Genomic DNA, 22,875 nt, shown 5'->3' with positions numbered 1-22,875 from the left:
AGATTCTAAATGTATCTTACTCAATTTTAATGGAATTGTCCAACACGGCAGAATAGAATACGATATACCAAAGCTTTTCGTAAAAAAATTTAAAAATAAATTGACAGAAAGCGCTTTCTATTTTATAATTCATTTTATGGGAGCGGTACCACGAAAAGGAGGTTATCATGGCAAAATTACAAGAAATTTTGGCGCGCATTTATGATGCAGATGTTGTCCCGGAGCTTGCGGATAGAATTGAAGCGCGTATTTTAGAAACAAAAAAGAAAGCGCTTTATAGTAAAGCGGAGTGGGACGAAAAGGATATTGTTTTAATTACATACGGGGATCAAATTTTCAAGGAGGACGAGGCGAAGCTGGCAACATTTAAAACGTTTTTTGATAAATATTTGAAAAATTCGTTTGAACTGGTGCACATATTGCCGTTTTATCCTTATTCTTCAGATGATGGCTTTTCGGTCATTGATTATAAAAAAGTGAATCCGGAGCTTGGCGATTGGCAGGAAATTCAGGCGCTCGCGGACGAAACGCGACTGATGTTCGACTTCGTGTGCAATCATATTTCAAAGGAAAGCAATTGGTTTAAGGGATATTTGGCGGGAAATCCGGAGTATGAGGCGTTTTTCATTGATTTGCCAGCGGATACAGATTTAAGTCAGGTGACTAGACCGAGAGCGACACCACTTTTAACTCCTTTTTTGAAAAAAGATGGGTCTAAAGTGAATATTTGGACCACTTTTAGCGACGATCAAATTGATTTGAACTTTGAAAATCCAGAAGTGCTTTACAAAATGGTGGACGTCTTGCTGTCTTACTTGGAAGAAGGGGCATCTTATGTGCGGCTTGATGCGGTAGGTTTTATGTGGAAGGAGCCGGGGACGACTTCAATTCATTTACCGAAAACGCATGAAATCATTAAATTGTTCCGTTTAATTGCGGATACGGCAAAACCAGGTACGGTTTTAATTACGGAAACAAATGTGCCACACCGCGATAATATTAGTTATTTTGGAAATAACGATGAAGCCCAAATGGTTTATCAATTTCCGTTGCCGCCACTGGTGCTCCATGCGGTTAAAAGCGGGCAGGCGTCAGTGCTTTCGGCATGGGCAAGCGAGATTGAAACGCCGTTTAAACAAACAACGTACTTTAACTTTCTTGCTTCACATGATGGCATTGGTTTAAATCCGATTCGCGGTATTGTACCAGAGGAAGAGATTTTGGCGCTTGTGAAATTGCTTGAAGATGAAGGGGCGCTTGTTTCTTATAAAGAAAATCCGGACGGGTCGAAAAGTCCTTATGAGGTGAACGTGACGTATATGGATGCGCTTAATCATATAAATGATGCGGACGATTTGCGTTTGAAGCGCTTTTTGGTGGCGCACAGCATCTTACTTGCGATTCCGGGCGTGCCGGCGATTTATGTGCAAAGTGTGCTTGGTAGTCGTAATGATTATGATGGCGTAGAGAAAACGAAACATAACCGTTCGATTAATCGTAAAAAATATCATTATGATGAAATTACGTCTGAACTGGCGGATTCGGAAAGTTTACGCCATAAAACGTATGATGCGCTAACAAAACTCGTGACGCTGCGCAAAAATGAGCCTTTATTCCACCCAGACGTTACGATGGAAGTTTTAGACGGCGGCGAAGAATTGTTTGCTTTAAAACGTGTGAATGCAACGGGTGAAATGATAGTCATTCATAATTTAGCTAATAAAACGGTACATTTTGATTTAGAGGAAGGGAATTACACCGATATTATTTCGGGTAAATCGTATCGTGGGAGCGGTACCTTAGAATTAGAACCATATGCATTTTACTGGTTAAAACCAAATGAGGAGGAAAAATCATGAAAAGAAAAAGCTTAGTTTTACTTGTTGTTGTGCTTGTTTTGGGCGCGTTACTGACGGCTTGCGGAGGTGGGTCTAAAGCGAGTGATGAGAAGGTTACAATTGAATTTATGCACTCTTCGGTGGAAAAAGATCGCCTAGATGTCATCAACAAATTGATTGCCGATTTTGAAAAAGAACATAAAAACATTAAAGTGAAGCAAATTCCGGTTGAGGAAGATGCGTATAACACAAAAGTGGTGACGCTCGCGCGTTCTGGCAAGCTTCCGGCTGTCATGGAAGTAAGTCAAGATTTCGCGAAAGTTATGGATAAGGATAAATTGATTGACCAAGATGCGGTTAAAAATGTGATGGAAACAGTTGGGGAAGATAGCTACTACGAGGGAGCTCGCAACTTAGTTCGTTCTGAGGACGGCAAAAGCTATATTGCGGCACCAATTAGTGGCTGGGTACAAGGCATTTGGTACGACAAAAAGGCTCTTTCAGACGCTGGTTTTTCGGAACCAAAAAGCTGGGACGATGTTTTGAAAATTGCAGAACACTTTACGGATGCAAAAAATAAAAAGTATGGGATTGCAATGCCAACAGCAGAAAGCACAATGAGTGAGCAAGCCTTCTCTCAGTTTGCTCTTTCTAACAAAGCGAATGTTTTAAATGCTGACGGCGATATTACAATCGATACGAAGCCGATGAATGAGGCGCTCTCTTACTATAAAGAGCTTTCGCAGTACACGATGCCAGGCTCGAACGATGTTACGGAAATTAAAGATGCTTTTATGAATAAAACGGCGCCAATGGCGATTTACTCAACTTATATTCTGCCCGCTGTGTTTGAAGACGGCGACGCGAGCAACATCGGTTTTGCGATTCCAGAACAAAAAGAAAAAGCTGTTTATGGTACGGTTTCAGGTTTAACGATTTCGGCAGGGCTTGATGAGGCACAAAAAGAAGCGGCAAGTACGTTTGTTGAATTCTTATCGGAACCGAAAAATATGGCGTCTTGGGTACTGATGTCACCAGGCGGTGCGCAACCGGTTAATAAGGACGTTTTAAAAGAAGACGCGTACAAAAATAATGAAGTCGTTCAAGCATTTGGCGACCTTTCGAATGAAATTGCAGCTTCGTTTGACGAAATCCAAGTTTTCGGACTTGTTGACGGTAAAAACTTCACGAAGATGGGGGATATTACGAGCTCGGGCATCATCGCTCAAATGGTTAACAATGTAACCGTTGGCGGCGGCAGTCCTTCGAAGGATTTAAAAGAGGCGCAAGCTAAAGCTGAATCAAATGCATCAGGGAAATAAAAAAGGATGGCACTCTTTTGGTCGAAATTTTAGAAAAGAGTGCCGTTCCGCTTCAAGAATAGGCGTAAACCGTTTATTCGGTAGGAGGGAATTATGAAAACAAAAGTTTATAAACGATCCGATTTTAAGCTCGCGATGATTTTGCTGGCTCCAAGTTTTGTTTTGCTTGCGGCGCTCGTACTTTATCCGATGCTATCGAACATTCATATTAGTTTTCTAGATATGCCGCTCAATCCAAATTTGAAATCGACATTTATTGGGTTGACGAATTATTTGGACATTTTAAAGGATCCAGAATTTTATAAGTCGCTTGGCCTGACAGTGGGCTACACGGTTTTAGTTGTGGCGGGCAGTACGGTGCTTGGGCTCGCTGTTGCGATTTTCTTTAACCGTGAATTTAAATTTAGAAAAACGGCGCGGTCGCTCATCATTTTGTCATATGTGACACCGTCGATTTCACTAATTTTTGCTTGGAAATATATGTTTAATAATGGATATGGTATTGTCAACTATTTTACGGTCGATTTACTGCACATTTTTGATTCTGCGCCACTTTGGTTTGATAATCCTGTTTCGAGTTTCTTTTTAGTCGTGCTTTTCGCGATTTGGCGCTATTTCCCGTACGCTTTCATTTCGTTTCTTGCCATTTTACAAACGATTGATAATTCGCTTTACGAAGCGGCGGATATGGACGGCGCGAACTTTTGGCAGAAATTTAAAATTGTTACTTTGCCGGCGATTATGCCTGTTTTAGCAACGGTTGTGACACTTCGGGCGATTTGGATGTTCTATATGTTCACCGATGTGTACTTACTTACGAATAAAGTCAACATTTTAGGGGTCTACTTGTATAAAACGGCGTTTGCCTTTAATGATTTAGGGAAAGCGGCGGCCATTTCAGTTATCCTCTTTGTCATTATTTTCGTGGTTATTATTTTTACAAGAAAGCGGGTGGATTTAAATGGCGGTAAGTAGCAAAAAAGCAAAACGCACGAAAAAAATCGCGTTTTATATTACCATGGTTGCCTTTTTGATAGTTTCCCTTTTCCCATTTTTCATTATGCTTATGACATCGTTCAAAGGGACGAAAGAAGCCATTTCAACGAGCCCAACAATTTTTCCGCGGGATTTTACGTGGCAACATTATATCGATATTTTTAATCCTGATATTTTCCCGTTTTTAACCTACTTTAAAAACAGTTTAATTGTGTCACTCGTTGCGGCTGGGGTCGCTGTGGCTCTTGGGATATTAGGCGCGTATGCATTGTCCAAACTGCGGTTTAAAGGACGCATCACTATAAACGCAAGCTTTTATACCGTGTACATGTTTTCAGGAATTTTGTTAATCGTTCCTTTGTTTAAAATTATTTCAAGTTTAGGCTTGTATGACACAGAAACGTCGCTAATCATTACAATGGTGGTGCAAACCTTGCCGACAGCTGTCTTCATGTTGAAAAGCTATTTTGACACCATACCGGACGATATTGAGGAAGCCGCGATGATGGACGGCCTAAACCGCTTCCAAATTATCTTGCGGATTATTATTCCGCTTGCCGTTTCTGGCATCATTTCCGTGTTCGTGTACTGTTTCATGGTTGCTTGGAACGACTATTTATTCGCCTCGATTTTCCTATCGAGTTCCGAGAAATTCACCCTCCCAATTGGGCTGAACACGCTATTTAGCACGCCTGATTACATTTGGGGTCGAATGATGGCAGCCTCGCTTATTACGGCGCTTCCAGTTGTGATTATGTACGCGTTGTCAGAGCGCTTTATTAAAGGGAATTTAACTGACGGCGGCGTCAAAGGCTAGCAGGCTGAACGGTAAACGGAATTTTTCGCCAAAAAGCGAGGACTTAGTAAAACATTGAATTGAAAGGAAGTTTGTTAGATGAAAAAATTAGTTGCGACAGAGCCGCGTGTGGCGGCGCTTGTGGAATATGAAGAAGTAGCTATTCAGAAAGATGAAGTGAAAATAAAGGTTGAATTTGCTTCGCCAAAACATGGGACGGAAGTGGTTGATTTTAGAGGGATTAGTCCTTTTATTGATGAAGAATTTTCGGCAGAATGGAATATGTTTGTGAAGCGCGACGAGGGGGCGAAACGCGGCATTGAATTCGGCGACTTGCCGCTTGGTAACATGATTTGTGGTGAAATTACGGAGGTTGGGGAAACTGTGACCGAATATGCGGTCGGGGATAAAGTACTCACTTACGGACAAATTCGAGAAACCGTCATTGCAAAAGGCGTGAACAATTATAAGTTGCGTAAAATCCCAGCCGGCGGTAGTTACAAAAATGCTGTTTGCTATGATCCTGCCCAATTTGCTATGAGCGGCGTTCGCGACGCACATGTTCGCGCAGGGGATTTTGTCGTTGTTGTAGGTCTAGGCGCTATTGGACAAATTGCTATCCAGCTTGCCAAAAAAGCGGGTGCAAGTATTGTTATCGGTGTGGACCCAATTGCACATCGCCTAGAAATTGCTAAAAAACATGGCGCCGATTTCACTTTTGACCCTACAAAAGTCGATGTCGGCCTCGAAATCAAAAAAGTGACGAATAAACTGGGCGCCGATTCGATTATTGAAACAAGCGGAAACTCGGCGGCGCTACAAAGCGCACTGCGCGGCATTGCATACGGTGGGATTATTTCCTACGTGGCTTTCGCCAAACCGTTTCCAGATGGCTTCAATTTAGGACGCGAAGCTCATTTTAATAACGCGAAAATTGTCTTTTCCCGTGCGGCAAGCGAACCAAATCCAGATTATCCACGCTGGGACAGAAAACGCATTGAAGACACGTGTTTTGAGCTTTTGATGAACGGCTATTTGGACTGTGAGGATATCATTGACCCGGTCATTCCATTTTCTGAAAGCGCGGCTGGCTTCATGAAATACGTGGATCAGCACCCAGATGAAAGCATTAAAATGGGCATTAACTTTTAAGGAGAGATTAGGATGAAAATCGGAACGCAAAACCAAGCATTTTTTCCAGAAAATATTCAAGAAAAATTTCAGTATGTGAAAGATTTAGGCTTCGATGGTTTTGAAATCGACGGCAAGCAACTTGTTCAAAATCTAGAAGAAATAAAAGCGGCAATCAAGACGACCGGACTGCCAGTTTCAACCGCGTGTGGCGGCTATGATGGCTGGATTGGCGATTTCATCGAAGAAAGACGTTTGCGAGGTTTGGAAGAGATTAAAGCCATTTTACGCGCTTTAAAGGAGGTTAACGGCAAAGGCATTGTTGTGCCGGCGGCCTGGGGCATGTTCACGTATCGCCTCCCACCAATGACGTCCCCGCGCTCTACTGAAGGCGATTTTGCAGCGGTCAGCGCTTCGCTAATTGAGCTTGACAAGGTAGCGGGCGAAACGGGTACAACGATTTTTCTTGAGCCGCTCAACCGCTATCAGGACCATATGATTAATACGCTTCAAGATGCCCAAGATTATATTGATAAAAATGAGCTGTCGAATGTGAAAATTATCGCCGATTTTTACCATATGAATATTGAAGAGGACGGTATTTCAGAGGCACTGACGGCGCATCAAAAAGATGTGAAACACATTCACCTTGCCGATAATCATCGGTATCAGCCGGGCAGCGGGGCGCTTGATTTTAAAAAGCATTTCGATACGCTAAAAGAGCTTGGTTACGATGGATATATGACGTTTGAATGTCGTATTCGCAGTGAGAATGAAGAGCAGGCTTATAAAGAGGCGCTTGCACATATTAAAAGTTGTTTGTAGTTAGGGGTTAATGGGATGAAAAAGAGAGTGGCGATAATTGGGGCAGGGCAAGTGGCAGAAACGGTTCATGCTGAGTATTATAAGACGCGACCGGAGCTTATTCTTGCGGCTGTTTGTGATCCGAATTTAAAGCGTGCGGAGGAATTTGCGGAACAAAACGGCTTTTTAGCAGCATATTCGGATGCTAAATCGCTGTTTTTAAATGAAAAAGTGGATATGGTGAGCATTTGTACGCCGAATCGTTTCCACTTTGAAAATGTGATGTTGGCGCTTCAAAACGGTGCGCACGTCATGTGCGAGAAGCCACCTGCGATGACGCCTGAAGAGGCGCTCGCGATGGCTGAGGAAGCCGCATCAAGAGGGCTCGTACTCGCGTATGATTTTCACCACCGTTTTTCAGATGAAGCGCAGTTTTTAAAACAAGAGAAAAAGCTTTTTGGCGATATTTATATTGCCCGTGCTAGGGCGCTTCGGCGTTCTGGCGTGCCGGGTTGGGGGACGTTTACGAACAAGGAAATTCAAGGTGGGGGGCCGCTGATTGATATTGGCATTCACATGCTCGATACGGCGATGTACGTGCTTGATTTCCCGGAAGTTAAGCGCGTTATGGCAAAAAGTTTCCAAAAAATTGGTACGAAAAAACGGACGGGCTCGTTTGGCAGCTGGGATCCGGAAAAATTCACGGTGGAAGATGCGCTTCTCGGCTGGATTGAGTTTGCGGACGGGAGTGTGCTGGAACTCGAAACGTCTTTTGCTTTGCATATGAAGGAAGAACGGATTTTTGATGTTGCGTTTTTCGGGGATCGGGCGGGCGGAACGCTCTACCCAGCGGAAATTTATACGGATACGGACGGCGAGCTAGAAATGCTCCGGGAACCTCGTTTTAATCAAAAAGATAGTCATCCAGAAAGCATGGCGGCTTTTGTTGAAAAAGTTCTTTCAGGGACGGGTGAAGTCGCTTCCGGCGAGCAAGGGTATGTCATCCAGCGTCTTGTTGCCGCACTTTATGAGTCCGCCGAGAAGGAAGAGTGTGTCTATTTATGAGATGGTCAGAACGCGAATTTAAAATGGAATGTTTAAATAAATATGGCACTCTTTTTACGGTTGGAAATGGAAATCTAGGCGTGCGCGGCGCGTTTGAAGAGGACTACTCCGAGCAGGTGCGCGGCATGTATGTAGCGGGACTTTACAATAAGCCTGCTGGCGGCGTCAGCGCCGAACTCGTCAACTTGCCTGATGTGATGCGGTTTAAAATTACACTGGACGGCGAAGTGTTCTCCATGCAGCTAGGAAAGCTCGCTCAATTTGAACTATCCTTAGATTTGGCGACAGGAGAACTCGTCCGTCAAATCGAGTGGCGCAGTCCGAAAAACAAGTCCTATCAATTGGAGTTTCGCCGTTTTGCGTCCAAACAAACGAAGTCGCTTATTGCGAGCCGTGTGTCGATTACACCGCTTTCTGGCGACGCTCTAATTATAATTGAAACGGGTATTGATGGGCAGCAAACCAATTTTGGCACACAGCAATTAATTGAGCGGGAACTGCGCGTTTTGGGGGAAACTCGCATGTATGCTTCGTATGAAACAACAGAAAGCCAAGCGAACATGACGATTATTTCAACGCTTTCTGAAAAAGCTGTTTTTTTTGCGAAAAATCGCCAATTAACGGGTAAAGTAACGTATCAAGCAGTGAAAAATAAAATGATAACGCTTCAAAAAATGACGCATATTTTCACAGATGCTGAAATCGATATAGCTGCTATTCCAGCAGAAAATTATGATGCTTGTTTGGCAGAATCAGCATCAAAATGGCAGGAATTTTGGCAAGTTGCGGGTATTCAAATTCAAGCGGACGATGCGCATGACCAATTGCTCGTTTCATTTGCGCTGTACCATCTTGAAATTATGACGCCAAATGGGGAGGTGCCTCTTAGTGTCGGCGCGAAAGGGCTGACCGGAGAGGGCTACAAGGGGCACGTTTTTTGGGACACGGAAATCTTTATTTTACCTTTTGTGCTACATAAAAAGCCAAGTGAAGCCAAAAGCCTGCTGCTCTACCGCTATCACCGCCTTGAAAAAGCGCGTGAAAAAGCGCGTAAGAACGGCTACAAAGGAGCTTTATTCCCGTGGGAAAGTGCTTTTAGTGGCGATGAGGAGACGCCTCTTTTTGCGGCGATTAATATTCAAACTGGGAAGCGGCAGAAAATTGCGTCGGCACTTGCGGAGCACCACATTGTGGCGGATATTGCGTTTGCGGTGGTGGCTTATTACGCGGCGACGAAAGACGATGCTTTTATGCGCGCTTGCGGGGCCGAATTGCTCCTCGAAACGGCGAAATTTTGGCTAAGTCGCGCGGAAAAAGCGGGAGACAAGCTCGTTATTCGGGACGTCATTGGGCCTGATGAATACACGGAACACGTTGATAATAACGCCTACACGAACTATATGGCGCACTTTAACGTGCAGGAAGCCGCCAAATGGAACCCAGCGTTTAAACCGCAGGCGGAAAAATTTTTGCAAGGACTTCATTTGCCAAAACCGAACGCGGAGGGTATCATTCCACAAGACGATACTTTTTTACAGAAGCCCGTTATTTCTTTGGAAAAATATAAGAAAAAACAAGGTAGCCAAAGCATTTTGCTAGACTACGCGCGTTCAGAAGTCAACGAAATGCAAATTTTAAAACAGGCCGATGTGGTCATGCTGCTCTATTTATTCCCGGCGCTGTTTCCAAAAAGTGTTATGGCAAAAAATCTAGCATTTTATGAGGCGCGAACGATTCATGATTCATCGCTTAGTAAAGCCATTCATGCCATTGTAGCTCAGTGGTGTGACAACCGCGAACTTAGTTACCGCTTTTTCAAAGAGGCTTGTCGCATTGATTTTGGCGATAATCCGCACTCGTCAGATGACGGAATTCACGCGGCTTCACTTGGCGCCATTTGGCTCATGGTGATTCACGGTTTTTCTGGTATTCAAATTCGCGACGGCGTCCTATCGGTTAATCCGGATTTACCGGATAGCTGGCATGAATTGCGTTTTCAGTTCTGCTATTTAGGAGAACAATTGGCTTTTGCGCTCACAAAAAGCGCGCTTCGTATCGAAAAACAAACGGATGTGCCGATGCAGCTTTCCGTTTTAGGCAAAAAATATGTGTTAGAACAAACATTAACAATAAAATTTTAGGAGGTAGCGCCATGAAAGTAGTGATTGCGCCCGATTCATTTAAAGAGAGTTTGTCCGCGAAAGAAGTGGCTGCAAGCATTCGCGCAGGTTTTGCGCAGGTTTTCCCACACGCAGAATACGTTTTGCTTCCAGTAGCTGATGGCGGCGAAGGGACGCTTGCGGTGCTTTCTGACGCGTACGAAGCGGAAGTTCAGGAGCTCGAAGTAACTGGCCCTTTGGGAGGAAAGCGGAATGTGTCATACGCTTTTAAAGAGCACACTGCTTTCATTGAAATGGCCGAAGTTTGCGGGCTCGACTTAATCCCGCGTGAAATGCGCAACCCTCTAAAAGTGAGCACAGTTGGCGTCGGGGAACTCATTCGCCATGCGATAAATTTGGGCGCCACAGAAATTCTAGTCGGCGTTGGCGGTAGCGCCTCAAATGATGGTGGAATTGGAATGGCAGCAGGTATGGGCTACCGCTTCCTAGACGCTGCGGGAAATGAAGTGGCACCAATTGGTGAAAACCTAGCGCGCATCACGCAAATTGATGGCACAGGTGTTCCAAAGGCGCTTGAAAACGTCAAAATTCGCGTCATAAGCGATGTGGCGAGTCCGCTTTGTGGGGATAACGGCGCGACAGCCATTTTTGGACCTCAAAAAGGGTTGCCGCAAGCTGAAATTGCCCGCGTTGATGCCATGCTCGCTGATTTTTATACCCGCCATTTTGGCCGCATTCCAACTGAACCAGGTAGCGGAGCGGGAGGTGGAATGGGTGCAGGACTTGCCGAATTCCTTTCTGCGGAACTAAACGCTGGAATTGAATTCGTCTTAGCTCGCTTAAAGATGCAAGAAGTCTGCCAAGATGCTGATCTTATCATTGTGGGCGAAGGGCGCATGGACGGTCAAACCGCGCAAGGAAAAGCGCCGCTTGGTGTAGCAAAATGTGCCCCCAAAAACGTGCCCGTCATCGCCATCTGTGGTAGTGTGACAGAAGACGTTTCGGAGCTTTATTCAAAAGGTATTACGGCTGTTTTCCCTTCAATAGGTCGTGTAGCTTCGCTTGCTGAAACGCTCTATGACGCGGCTGAAAATATTGAACGGACAGCTCGCAATGTCGCAGCGCTAGTGACAAGAGGCTTCTAAAAGCTGATTTTTTGAGTTCGTTTCAAGATAAATAGATTTAAAAGCATAAATCTAGTAATAAAGCCATTTTGAGGATGGTAGTTACTAGGTTTATGCTTATTTTTGTTTATCATAATGCTGAAGTAGGATATAAGGTAGAACTTTAAAGAATTGCCACAAACAAGATTTGAAATGTGTAAACTACACAAGCGTTTCAAAGTTATCAATTATAATATGATAGGGTGTGATTGAAACAAAAGTTTAAGTTTTTTTATTGCGTTTAAAATTTTATAACATTTTTCTTTTCAGCGATATAAAATAAAGCCAAATATTTTCTGTAATTTTTACGTTGTCCGTGGTTTTATTTTAATCATGGAAAAGTTATTTAGTTAATCATGTGGTGACAATAAAGAACGTTTATTAAAGAGTTGTTTTAGGATAGTGAAAGCAATGGTTTAATAGAGATTGACTAATGTTTTAAAAATAGTCACAAAAATTTTTTTAAATGTGTAAATTACGCATAGGTTTTGAAGTTAGTAATGCTAAAATCTAATGGCATACGGTATTATATGCAACCACATTTCGTAAGAGAAAGGATGTTTATCAAATTAATAGATTACAAAGGAAGGGAAGAAAGATGCCAAATTTCAAAAAAGGATTTGCTGGCATTGCAATTTTGCTATTGATCATTCAAACGCTTGTATCTCCCATTGTTAGTTTAGCTGCAACAAACACTAACTCAGGTACAGAAGATCAAGTGCTTAAATTATCAACGGAAAATCAGAACGTTAAAACGGGCTCTAATTTTGATGTTCATATTTCCCAAACAAGTGGTGATACAGCAACAATTGCAATCCCAAATGATATTTCCTTTGATAAAGTTGCCGACAACAACTTAAAAGCAAACATTAAAACTGCAACTTTTAACCAAGATAAATCAGAAATCACGATTACTTGGAATGAGGATAAAAAAGATAACGCCGCTGATTTAACATTGAAGGCTGAAAAAGCGGGTAATTATGGTCTTATCGGTAAAACAACTATAGATGGTGTGGATCACACATCAAACACATTGCTAATTACGGCAGAAAGCTCGTTAGGAACGCCTTCACTTAAATCTGGGACTGTCAATGCTGATATTGATATTGCTCCAGTGAACGCTTCTGTTCAAGCAGGGCAAGATACTGTTTTTGCTTTGAACTTTAAAGTAACAGGAAGTCAAATAACATATCAAAATGCAAATATTACTATTGATCTTCCAGCGAATGGTTCATTTACGCAGGATTTAAATGAGTTGGCCATTTTCAATGTTGTTCCAAGCTATGATGCTAATGCACATCGTTTAACGTATCATTTTGATACATTAAGTGCTGGGCAAGCAGAGCAAGTAATTATTAAGGTACACACTGAAAATGGTGTCACAACGGATGGAACACAGTTCGTTGCAAAGGCTAGTTTCACAGCTGATAATTTTACTGGAAATGCAACAGATGATGCAACTGTTACAGCAAAAGCTTCATCAAGTGTTTCGGTTTCAAAAGCATATGTAGAAACATTGAAAAATGGTACTGCAAGTAGTGATCCAGCAGTAGAAGGCGATACTGGTGTATGGTCTATCAAAGTTAATGCAGATGCAAAAGACACAGGCTTACTTTACTTTAAAGAAGGAAGTAAAATTAAAGTAGTAGATACGATTCCCGCGGGATTAACTTATGTTAGTGATGATTCTGGCGGAGTGTATGATAGCGCAGCACGAACTGTAACATGGGAATTTGATGCACCTACGATTGATGCACAAAAAGCAGTAGCAAGCGGAGATTCCTTATTTAATAAAACGATTGAAGTCCGTACGACTTATGATGCGGGCATAACGGAGATAACATCCTATACGAATACCGCTACGGTTTCAGCTGTAGATTACAGTGATCAAGCGATTTCTAAGGATGCAACCGCTAAGACGTATGCGGGTCCATTTGGTGGAGATGTTCCAGCACCATCTGGAACGCTTATTAGTCCATCGCATTATGGTCCTAAGGATGCAGAAGGCGGTGTTGGCGGAGATAGTGCTAATCCAAATCCAAGTGTATATGATAGTGCTCGTTTAGGATTTTTACTTGCTTTAACAAACTATTTAACAAATAGTCCTACAATGGATTATGATAAATACGAAGTTAATTATAATATTGATAATGCATTAAATTTAAGTGAGTTCGTGATTAAGCCTAGTGATTATAACCCGGATGCTGCTCCCCCTGATGCGGTTTCTGTTGACCCTTCAAAAGAATCGAAAGTGGATATCTATGTCACGATTAATGGGCAAGAACAATTACTAGCACAAGGTGTTGGACCAGGAACATATAAATTACATGATTATGGAATTGCTGATGGGACGCATGTTAGTAAGATTCGGTATTCCTATCAATATCGACCAGCAGGATATAATAATTGGATTTATATGTATTATAGTGTGACACCTGGATACACTGGTGGAGTTACTAACACGGTTTCTTATGATGTGACAGGTTACAATGCAGAAGGAAATCAAGTTTCTTGGAATAATGATGCTGATATGAATGATAGTTCGACGCTGACAGGCGAGAGAACGGCAACCATTGTTCCAAAACCAGCAGGTTCGATTCCAATTCTTAGTAGCTCTATCAAAATAGTAAATCAAGAAAACGGGATTGTTCAACCAGGAAGAAATTTTGTTCAAGGTCAATTAGCTAATGACACTTCTTCTGTAGAAAAAGCAGGAAGTCCATTAGAAGAGATGTTGTTGCTTCCAAAAGGGGTTACCGTGGATGAAGCGAATCCTATGTATCAAATGGCTGATCAGCTTACGTGGGGATCAGCTACCACTGATGGAAATAACGAAGAGGGAACTATTAAAATAGTTGATTCCAACTACAATGGAACGGGGCAACAACTAATTCACGTTAAATGGAATGAAGATAGTTTATATCCTGGAAAATCCATTTCTTATTTCTTCGCTGTTAATATTGCCGAAGATGCACCATCTACTTTAACACCAATGGTCTATGGTTCGGTTGGAGACGCTAATTTTGACGTTCCAACACAAACCGGGGATGTTATTACTAATTCTGTTAAAGTACAAGATACAAATGATATTAATGGCAATGGTAATGTAGATGAAAACTTAGTAGTGTCAGGTAATAAATACTATCTTCTCCGTGAAGATAAAATCACGACCTCTAAATTAGTTAAGGGTGACCAAGATACCGAGTTTTCTAAATTTGGTCATACTTCATTAGGTGGAACAATTGATTATCAACTTAATCTTACAAATGACGGAGAAACCCAAGTTAATCAAATGGTATTAATGGACGTACTTCCTTCTGTTGGCGATTTAGGTATTACAGATAATACACAACGGGGAAGCCAATTTACACCAATTATGACGGGTCCGATTACAGTTCCGGCTGAATGGGCTGGAAAAGTAGCCATCACTTATAGTACGGCTACTAATCCGACTAGAGATGATTTAACAGAAAACGTTCTTTATCCAGAAACAACAACTCCAATTACAAATCCAATAGATGCGCAACAACCAAATTGGATGGACGCAACATCTGTAATGGATTGGAGTCAAATTCACAGCTTTAAGATTACTTTACTTGATAATGCAAGCTTTAATACTGGTGATAACATCGCGTTAAACTTCTCTATGCAAGCACCAACAGTGTTAGATGCAAGTTTAACAAACCCAACAATCGATGAACAAACTCGTGCAGCATGGAATTCATTTGCTTATGCTTCTAACAATCTACAAGCTGTTGAACCTGAACGTGTTGGTGTCGTTGTTAATGATGTACCGGAAGAACCAGTCATTCATAAAGATGTTGAGAACACACAACATGTAGACTTAACAAATCGTGATGATAGCTTTGACTGGCATGTAAATGCAATTTTTGGAAACACAACATCAACATGGACAGAAGCAAGTATCACCGATACCATTAACGACTCACTAGATATTCAAAATGTTACTGTAGTTGATGAAAACGGAACAGATGTAACAAGCAATGGTCAAGTAAACATTGATGGTAATAACATTTCGTTTGACTTAGCGATGCAAGATGGTAGTTTTAATTATTTAGCAGGTCATACGTACACGATGACGATTACGACAAAAATCAAAGATAGTGCAACAGATGAAGAATTAGCACCATATATTGCTTCAGGAGGAATTCCAAACCAAGCGGATCTACACTTTGGTGATGCCGGAGAAGTGATTCACTCTGAAATTCCAACTGTTACTCCACCGCCAGAGGAACCAGTCATTCATAAAGATGTTGAGAATACACAACATGTAGACTTAACAAATCGTGATGATAGCTTTGACTGGCATGTAAATGCAACTTTTGGAAACACAACAACATCATGGGCAGAAGCAAGTATCACCGATACCATTAACGACTTACTAGATATTCAAAATGTTACTGTAGTTGATGAAAATGGAACAGACGTAACAAGTAATGGTCAAGTAAACATTGATGGTAATAACATTTCGTTTGACTTAGCAACGCAAAATGGCGATTTCGCATATTTAGCAGGTCATACGTACACGATGACGATTACGACAAAAATCAAAGATAGTGCAACAGATGAAGAATTAGCACCATATATTGCTTCAGGAGGAATTCCAAACCAAGCGGATCTACACTTTGGTGATGCCGGAGAAGTGATTCACTCTGAAATTCCAACTGTTACTCCACCGCCAGAGGAACCAGTCATTCATAAAGATGTTGAGAATACACAACATGTAGACTTAACAAATCGTGATGATAGCTTTGACTGGCATGTAAATGCAACTTTTGGAAACACAACAACATCATGGGCAGAAGCAAGTATCACCGATACCATTAACGACTTACTAGATATTCAAAATGTTACTGTAGTTGATGAAAATGGAACAGACGTAACAAGTAATGGTCAAGTAAACATTGATGGTAATAACATTTCGTTTGACTTAGCAACGCAAAATGGCGATTTCGCATATTTAGCAGGTCATACGTACACGATGACAGTTACGACAAAAATTAAAGATAGCACAACAGACGCAGAATTAGCACCGTATATTGCTTCAGGAGGAATTCCAAACCAAGCGGATCTACACTTCGGTAATGCTGGAGAAGTGATTCACTCTGAAATTCCAACTGTTACTCCACCGCCAGAAGAACCAGTGATTCATAAAGATGTTGAAAACGTGCAACACCTTGACTTAACAAACCGCGATGATAGCTTTGACTGGCATGTAAATGCAACTTTTGGAAACACAACAACAACATGGACAGAAGCAAGTATCACCGATACTATTAACGACTTACTAGACATTCAAAATGTTACTGTAGTTGATGAAAATGGAACAGACGTAACAAGTAATGGTCAAGTAAACATTGATGGTAATAACATTTCGTTTGACTTAGCAACGCAAAATGGCGATTTCACATATTTAGCAGGTCATACGTACACGATGACGATTACGACAAAAATCAAAGATAGTGCAACAGATGAAGAATTAGCACCATATATCGCATCAGGAGGAATTCCAAACCAAGCAGATTTACACTTTGGTAATGCTGGAGAAGTGATTCACTCTGAAATTCCAACTGTGACGCCTCCGCCGGAGGAACCAGTGATTCATAAAGATGTGGAAAACACACAACATGTAGATTTAACAAACCGTGATGACAGCTTTGACTGGCATGTGAACGCAGAGTTTGGAAATACAACAACATCATGGACAGAAGCAAGTATTACGGATACAATCAATGACTTACTAGACATTCAAAATGTAACCGTCGTAGATGAAAACGGAACAGATGTAACAGCCAATGGTCAAGTAAACATTGACGGCAACAACATTTCATTTGATTTAGCAATGAAAAATGGTGATTTCACGTATTTAGCAGGTCATACGTACACGATGACAATTACAACCAAAATCAAAGCTAGTGCGACAGATGAAGAATTAGCACCATATATCGCATCAGGAGGAATTCCAAACCAAGCAGATCTACACTTTGGTAATGCCGGAGAAGTGATTCATTCTGAAATTCCAACTGTTACTCCACCGCCAGAGGAACCAGTGATTCATAAAGATGTTGAAAACGTGCAACACCTAGACTTAACAAACCGCGATGACAGCTTTGACTGGCATGTAAATGCAACTTTTGGAAACACAACAACATCATGGGCAGAAGCAAGTATCACCGATACTATTAACGACTTACTAGACATTCAAAATGTTACTGTAGTTGATGAAAATGGAACAGACGTAACAAGCAATGGTCAAGTAAACATTGATGGTAACAACATTTCGTTTGACTTAGCAATGAAAGATGGCGATTTCACGTATTTAGCAGGTCATACGTATACAATGACGATTACAACAAAAATCAAAGATAGTGCAACAGACGAAGAATTAGCACCATATATTGCTTCAGGAGGAATTCCAAACCAAGCGGATCTACACTTTGGTAATGCCGGAGAAGTGATTCACTCTGAAATTCCAACTGTTACTCCACCGCCAGAGGAACCAGTGATTCATAAAGATGTCGAGGACACGCAAGCTCTAGAGTTAACAAATCGTGACGACAGCTTTGACTGGCATGTAAAAACAAGCTTTGGAAATACAACAACATCATGGGCAGAAGCAAGTATCACCGATACTATTAACGACTTACTAGACATTCAAAATGTTACTGTAGTTGACGAAAACGGAACAGATGTAACAGGCAATGGTCAAGTAAACATTGATGGTAACAACATTTCGTTTGACTTAGCAATGAAAGATGGCGATTTCACGTATTTAGCAGGTCATACGTATACAATGACGATTACAACAAAAATCAAAGATAGTGCAACAGACGAAGAATTAGCACCGTATATTGCTTCAGGAGGAATTCCAAACCAAGCGGATCTACACTTTGGTGATGCCGGAGAAGTGATTCACTCTGAAATTCCAACTGTTACTCCACCGCCAGAGGAACCAGTGATTCATAAAGATGTTGAAAACGTGCAACACCTAGACTTAACAAACCGCGATGACAGCTTTGACTGGCATGTAAAAACAAGCTTTGGAAACACAACAACAACATGGGCAGAAGCAAGTATCACCGATACTATTAACGACTTACTAGACATTCAAAATGTTACTGTAGTTGATGAAAACGGAACAGATGTAACAGGCAATGGTCAAGTAAACATTGACGGTAACAACATTTCGTTTGACTTAGCAATGAAAGACGGCGATTTCACGTATTTAGCAGGTCATACGTACACGATGACGATTACGACAAAAATCAAAGATAGTGCAACAGACGAAGAGTTAGCACCATATATTGCTTCAGGAGGAATTCCAAACCAAGCGGATCTACACTTTGGTAATGCTGGAGAAGTGATTCACTCTGAAATTCCAACTGTTACTCCTCCAACAGAGGAGCCAGTGATTCATAAAGATGTCGAGAACACACAACACCTAGACTTGGCAAACCGCGATGACAGCTTTGACTGGCATGTAAAAACAAGCTTTGGAAACACAACATCATCATGGGCACAAGCTAACATCAGCGATGCAGTTAATGACCTACTAGACATTCAAAATGTTACTGTAGTTGATGAAAACGGAACAGATGTAACAGGCAATGGTCAAGTAAACATTGATGGAAACAACGTTTCGTTTGACTTAGCGAAGAAAGATGGCGACTTCTCGTATCTAGCAGGTCATACGTATACAATGACGATTACGACAAAAATCAAAGATAGTGCGACAAACGAAGAATTAGCGCCATTTGTTAAAAATGGGGGTATTCCAAATAGTGCGAGCCTAACATTTGGTGAAACATCTAAAACAATCTATTCGGAAAAACCAACAGTAACACCACCACTTGATTATCCTGCTGGTAATCTACCTCATACAGGTGATACCGACAACATGATTTGGATACTTGCTGGTGCACTTGTACTACTAGGCACGCTTACGCTTGTAGCGCGCAGAAAACGTAACAATAACGCTTAACACAACAATAGCTAGGCAAGAGTGTCTTGCCTAGCTATTTTTTGAAAGGAAATAAAAAATTGAAAAATAATGAGCCCGAAACATATCCAAGGATTCAAAAGAAGTCGCTAAAGGAACAAGAAGCGATTATTCAAGCCTATTTAAAAAATAAAGAGGTAAGTTTTCATTGTAAGAAGTGTGGTTATCATTTTACAATTCAACAAAAAATGCAAAATGTAAGCTGTCCAAAATGTCGAACAACTTTTCATCGCAATTTTAAAAAGAAAGTAGAGATTCAAAAATGAAGAAACGTAATAAATGGTATTTGTTCATTATCGTTGTCAGTGTAGTTTTGATTGGATTTGGAGGCTACTGGGCGTTTAATTTTAAAGAAGAAGCTACTAGTGCAGTTGTAGAGAACATGAAAGTACAAGTATTAAGTCAAGAAACGACAGATCAAGTCGGGACTTCTGAGTGGAAAAAGAAAGCAACAGGAACATTTCTCATCTTAGATGCTGAAATGACCAATCAAGCTAATAAAGAGCAACCGGCTAGCCTATTGACATTTAAAATAAAAGATACAAAAACAAAAAAAGAATATCCATTATCTGAAAGCGCAACAATTTCAAACGCTTTAAATAAAGACGGGAAAATGAAAGATGTCTTTTTCTTGAGTACTTTAGCAAAGGGAGAAAGTAAAGAAGGACAACTCGTTTTTGAAATGCCTGCAAAAGCAGCAAAAGCAGATAGTCTGGAACTTGTTATTTCAAGCACAAAAACAGCTCAACAAAAATCGATAAAAATACAGAATTAATCTGTTTTAAATAAGGGAGTCACTAAGTTATGAAATTCCGAATTACTTGCTATTTGCTAATCTGGATTGGTGTTCTTCTTTTTAGTATACCTTTTCTGAAAAATGAATACCTAACTTACCAGACGACTAAATATGATGTAACGCAGTATACAAGTCAAGAACTTGCAGCAAATGAAGATAAGGCGAGCACAGAAGCTCCTAAGAGCAATACGCCTGCAGATATACAGCCACCATCCGTAAAAGGCATATCGAAATCAGCGACGCACAACTATTCGGAGGATGTTGTTGGCGGAATTAGCATACCGGAGCTCCATATCCAGCTACCGATATTACAAAAAATGACAAACGAAAATTTATATGTAGGTGCAGCTCCAGTGGTTAGTGACCGGAAAATGGGAGAGGGTAACTATGTTTTAGCCGCCCATCATATTCACCGAGAGAATGCTTTCTTTGGTCCTCTTATGAATGCAAAAAAGGGAGAAAAGGTTTATCTCCAAGACGACACATTTCAATACAGCTACCAAATTTCAAACGTAAAAGTAGTTCCAGAAACGAATACAAATGTGTTGAAACAAACGGAAAAGCCTACACTTACGCTTATTACTTGTGACAAACCAACAGCAACAACAAATCGCCTCATTGTAACGGCAGACTTAGTACAGAAACTCCCATTAACTCAAGTAAGTAATAGCAAAGTGGTTTTTCAAACGAAAACAATGCCAACCTTTAATTTTTGGACAATCATTATCGGAATAAGTGTTATTTTTATAGTTGGCCTCATAATTGTGATTATGTGGAGAAAGCCTAAAAAGAATAAATAACCTAGGCCTCAATTAGTTTAGAATAAAATGAAAAGGAGTCTCGCGTATTGGAGGCTCCTTTTTGCTTGCCGAAAAATGGGTGAAAACAAAATTATCATCGCAAACCTATTGTGAGAGATTTAAAAATTGTTTCACGTGAAACATTATGGTAGATTTAATTGCCATGAAATGCCAAAGCGGTCTGATACCCATGCGAATTTTTGGCTAAATCCGTAGTTATCTAGAGGCATTAAAACTTTGCCATCTGCGGAAAGTAGGGCAAGATAGGATTCGAGTTCTTCTAAATCCTCACAGTTAATGAAAAAAGAAGTAGATGGGGTGAAATCAAAATCGTGTTTAACGCTGCTATCGCTTATGAAAATTTCTAAATTATGGATTTTGATTTTCCCAAGCATGATGCCATCAGCTTCATTTGGATGTTTATTTATGAAGAGTATCTCCGCATCACGAAAAGTTTCTAAATAGAGCTGTATCGCCTGTTCAGCCGCTTTATTTTGGAACATTAGAAAAGAATTGATTTCTTTCAACTGAATTCCTCCTTCTAAAAACGTCTTTTTTTGCATTATAACATGGCTAATAATGTGTGAAAAGTCGCTAGAAAAAGTGTATGATTGAAAAGGAATAGGGAGGTTGAATTGGATGAGCCCTAGAGGGAAGTTTTATATGTATGCGGTTGTGAATGCAGCGCCATTTTTGCCATATCTACTATTTATTTTAGTTGGAAATGAGTACGAAGGCTGGCTAAACGGCTATGCCGCGCTTATTATTTTTTACGTGTTTAATTACACAGGAACATTTTTATTTAACGCATTCGGTAGAAGAATGAACGCCAAACAGCATTTATTGCTACTTTTATGCATGGGCATATTCGGTTCGCTAATTGCCACGCTTGCCCCGTTCGCAACATTTTGGATTGAAATCGGTGCCGTTTTTATCGGAATTTCAAGCAGTATGATTCTGCCACTTTACATTACTTTGCAATATCACGAGCGATTTTTTTATGGGAGAAAAATGAGCAATAAAAATTACTTAGCTGCGCTTTCTGTTCTCCTTGTCGCAATTTGTGCCGCAATCTTCCTCGTGAAGTTTACTTTTCCATGGGTGGCGTTCTTATTTTATGCGCTACTTTTAGTTGTGACTTTCTATTTTGTTTACAAATTGCCAAATTATGAAGTGGGGAGAATTGAAAAAACCGGCTTTTTAATGCGCCCATTTATTATTTTTCTTGTGTTTTCAGTCATCATTTTCGTTATAAAGGGTGTCCGAACAACTGATTTGGCAAGCCTAGTAACCCTTGCAGTTCTAGCCTGCCTAGTAGGGATTATCATCTTAACCGTGACGCTTATTCGCTTCCGTCCTGTTTTAAAACTATCCGTGCTAGTTCACTATTTTTCACTTGGTCAAGGAATGGCCGTTAGTTTTGCCCTCTTATATGGGACGTTTTACTCTTTAGCAGAGCAAAATTTCAATTACATGATGTTTAGAATTTATTTAGTGTATTTTTTCGGCATTATATTTTCACTGCTATTTGAACCGTTGTTTAAGAAATTTTGGAAAAAGCGCCCGATTTTGGAGCTATACGCGATAGGAATAGCCATTGGGGTAGTCTGTATGGTTTTCCCATGGACGATTTCAATTGGCGTTTTCATTATAGGCATGTTTTCTTCAATGACGGGCCGGTTTTTAAATCGGCAGGCGTATAGTCATTCGTCGGACGCGATGAAAGACGCGAGTTTGTTGCTCCGAAGTCGTTGGAATAAATTAGGCAGTATTGCACATCAAATTACATTGGTGTTCTTGCTTTTCCTGGGGAGCCTTTTTTCTGAAAAGTTGACGATCACAAATGTTGTCTACGCGCTCGGCGGTAAAGGAAATTTTGAGCATGCTTTTCTCCCAGATTTGCTTTTTGCTGCTGGTGTAATTGCACTTGCGATTATGAGTTACTGGTTTATCGGGATAAAAAAATATGTGAAAAGTGTTAAAAAGTAAACACCTAAGCTCGTTTGCTTGACGCATAATGGACT

Annotated in this window: 15 protein-coding genes; 14 read left to right on the top strand and 1 reads right to left on the bottom strand. The window is 40.9% G+C overall.

Annotated features, from left to right (window positions below; all coding sequences use genetic code 11):
* Positions 1-167: 167 nt before the first annotated feature.
* The 13 genes from CFS60_RS07230 (at position 168) to CFS60_RS07170 (ending at position 20,851) form a co-directional block, all read left to right on the top strand.
* Positions 168-1,859, top strand: a complete 1,692-nt coding sequence (locus tag CFS60_RS07230) for an alpha-amylase family glycosyl hydrolase (RefSeq protein WP_088839033.1) — start codon at positions 168-170, stop codon at positions 1,857-1,859.
* A complete protein-coding gene (locus CFS60_RS07225; protein WP_088810099.1) occupies positions 1,856-3,160 on the top strand; it encodes an ABC transporter substrate-binding protein in 1,305 nt (434 codons plus the stop codon). The genes CFS60_RS07230 and CFS60_RS07225 overlap by 4 nt, the downstream gene beginning before the upstream one ends.
* 93 nt (positions 3,161-3,253) lie before the next feature.
* Positions 3,254-4,135, top strand: a complete 882-nt coding sequence (locus tag CFS60_RS07220) for a carbohydrate ABC transporter permease (protein WP_088810098.1) — start codon at positions 3,254-3,256, stop codon at positions 4,133-4,135.
* Positions 4,122-4,973 (top strand): carbohydrate ABC transporter permease, encoded by an 852-nt coding sequence (locus CFS60_RS07215; RefSeq protein ID WP_088816005.1) that lies wholly within the window; start codon positions 4,122-4,124, stop codon positions 4,971-4,973. Before CFS60_RS07220 ends, CFS60_RS07215 begins: the two co-directional genes overlap by 14 nt.
* Before the next feature lie 78 nt (positions 4,974-5,051).
* Positions 5,052-6,104, top strand: coding sequence for a zinc-binding alcohol dehydrogenase (locus CFS60_RS07210; RefSeq protein ID WP_088810096.1), 1,053 nt, complete (start codon positions 5,052-5,054; stop codon positions 6,102-6,104).
* A 12-nt stretch (positions 6,105-6,116) separates the two neighbouring features.
* A complete protein-coding gene (locus CFS60_RS07205) occupies positions 6,117-6,908 on the top strand; it encodes a sugar phosphate isomerase/epimerase (protein ID WP_088810095.1) in 792 nt (263 codons plus the stop codon).
* Between the two features lie 15 nt (positions 6,909-6,923).
* Positions 6,924-7,952 carry a Gfo/Idh/MocA family protein gene (locus CFS60_RS07200; protein ID WP_088839032.1) on the top strand — a complete coding sequence of 343 codons (1,029 nt, stop codon included), beginning with the start codon at positions 6,924-6,926 and terminating at the stop codon, positions 7,950-7,952.
* Complete coding sequence (locus CFS60_RS07195; protein ID WP_088839031.1) at positions 7,949-10,093, top strand: glycoside hydrolase family 65 protein; 2,145 nt, start codon at positions 7,949-7,951, stop codon at positions 10,091-10,093. Before CFS60_RS07200 ends, CFS60_RS07195 begins: the two co-directional genes overlap by 4 nt.
* An 11-nt stretch (positions 10,094-10,104) precedes the next feature.
* Positions 10,105-11,217 (top strand): glycerate kinase, encoded by a 1,113-nt coding sequence (locus CFS60_RS07190; RefSeq protein WP_088839030.1) that lies wholly within the window; start codon positions 10,105-10,107, stop codon positions 11,215-11,217.
* A gap of 616 nt (positions 11,218-11,833) precedes the next feature.
* On the top strand, positions 11,834-19,237 hold the full coding sequence (locus tag CFS60_RS13955; RefSeq protein WP_088839029.1) for an isopeptide-forming domain-containing fimbrial protein: 7,404 nt from the start codon (positions 11,834-11,836) through the stop codon (positions 19,235-19,237).
* 59 nt (positions 19,238-19,296) lie between these two features.
* Positions 19,297-19,521: a hypothetical protein gene (locus CFS60_RS07180; protein ID WP_088816008.1), complete on the top strand. Its 225-nt coding sequence runs from the start codon at positions 19,297-19,299 to the stop codon at positions 19,519-19,521.
* A complete protein-coding gene (locus CFS60_RS07175) occupies positions 19,518-20,030 on the top strand; it encodes a DUF4352 domain-containing protein (protein ID WP_088839028.1) in 513 nt (170 codons plus the stop codon). Before CFS60_RS07180 ends, CFS60_RS07175 begins: the two co-directional genes overlap by 4 nt.
* Before the next feature lie 29 nt (positions 20,031-20,059).
* Positions 20,060-20,851: a class A sortase gene (locus tag CFS60_RS07170; RefSeq protein WP_088839027.1), complete on the top strand. Its 792-nt coding sequence runs from the start codon at positions 20,060-20,062 to the stop codon at positions 20,849-20,851.
* 143 nt (positions 20,852-20,994) lie between these two features.
* Here the strand turns inward: CFS60_RS07170 and CFS60_RS07165 are convergent, their stop codons facing one another.
* Positions 20,995-21,378, bottom strand: coding sequence for a VOC family protein (locus CFS60_RS07165; protein ID WP_205408901.1), 384 nt, complete (start codon positions 21,376-21,378; stop codon positions 20,995-20,997).
* Between the two features lie 112 nt (positions 21,379-21,490).
* On the opposite strand from CFS60_RS07165, the gene CFS60_RS07160 reads away from it, so the two are divergent.
* Positions 21,491-22,840 carry a hypothetical protein gene (locus CFS60_RS07160; RefSeq protein WP_088839026.1) on the top strand — a complete coding sequence of 450 codons (1,350 nt, stop codon included), beginning with the start codon at positions 21,491-21,493 and terminating at the stop codon, positions 22,838-22,840.
* Positions 22,841-22,875 lie beyond the last annotated feature (35 nt).

Origin of the sequence: Listeria sp. ILCC792 (genome assembly GCF_900186135.1) — a bacterium.
Lineage (GTDB): Bacteria > Bacillota > Bacilli > Lactobacillales > Listeriaceae > Listeria > Listeria goaensis.
This window is presented reverse-complemented; position numbering and strand designations above follow the sequence as displayed.

What these genes read in the sequence shown, in the direction of transcription:
- CFS60_RS07215 (WP_088816005.1), top strand. Translation starts at nt 4,122, where the DNA reads ATGGCGGTAAGTAGCAAAAAAGCAAAACGCACGAAAAAAATCGCGTTT.
- CFS60_RS07190 (WP_088839030.1), top strand. Translation starts at nt 10,105, where the DNA reads ATGAAAGTAGTGATTGCGCCCGATTCATTTAAAGAGAGTTTGTCCGCG.
- CFS60_RS07225 (WP_088810099.1), top strand. Translation starts at nt 1,856, where the DNA reads ATGAAAAGAAAAAGCTTAGTTTTACTTGTTGTTGTGCTTGTTTTGGGC.
- CFS60_RS07200 (WP_088839032.1), top strand. Translation starts at nt 6,924, where the DNA reads ATGAAAAAGAGAGTGGCGATAATTGGGGCAGGGCAAGTGGCAGAAACG.
- CFS60_RS07230 (WP_088839033.1), top strand. Translation starts at nt 168, where the DNA reads ATGGCAAAATTACAAGAAATTTTGGCGCGCATTTATGATGCAGATGTT.
- CFS60_RS07195 (WP_088839031.1), top strand. Translation starts at nt 7,949, where the DNA reads ATGAGATGGTCAGAACGCGAATTTAAAATGGAATGTTTAAATAAATAT.
- CFS60_RS13955 (WP_088839029.1), top strand. Translation starts at nt 11,834, where the DNA reads ATGCCAAATTTCAAAAAAGGATTTGCTGGCATTGCAATTTTGCTATTG.
- CFS60_RS07175 (WP_088839028.1), top strand. Translation starts at nt 19,518, where the DNA reads ATGAAGAAACGTAATAAATGGTATTTGTTCATTATCGTTGTCAGTGTA.
- CFS60_RS07160 (WP_088839026.1), top strand. Translation starts at nt 21,491, where the DNA reads ATGAGCCCTAGAGGGAAGTTTTATATGTATGCGGTTGTGAATGCAGCG.
- CFS60_RS07210 (WP_088810096.1), top strand. Translation starts at nt 5,052, where the DNA reads ATGAAAAAATTAGTTGCGACAGAGCCGCGTGTGGCGGCGCTTGTGGAA.
- CFS60_RS07205 (WP_088810095.1), top strand. Translation starts at nt 6,117, where the DNA reads ATGAAAATCGGAACGCAAAACCAAGCATTTTTTCCAGAAAATATTCAA.
- CFS60_RS07170 (WP_088839027.1), top strand. Translation starts at nt 20,060, where the DNA reads ATGAAATTCCGAATTACTTGCTATTTGCTAATCTGGATTGGTGTTCTT.
- CFS60_RS07220 (WP_088810098.1), top strand. Translation starts at nt 3,254, where the DNA reads ATGAAAACAAAAGTTTATAAACGATCCGATTTTAAGCTCGCGATGATT.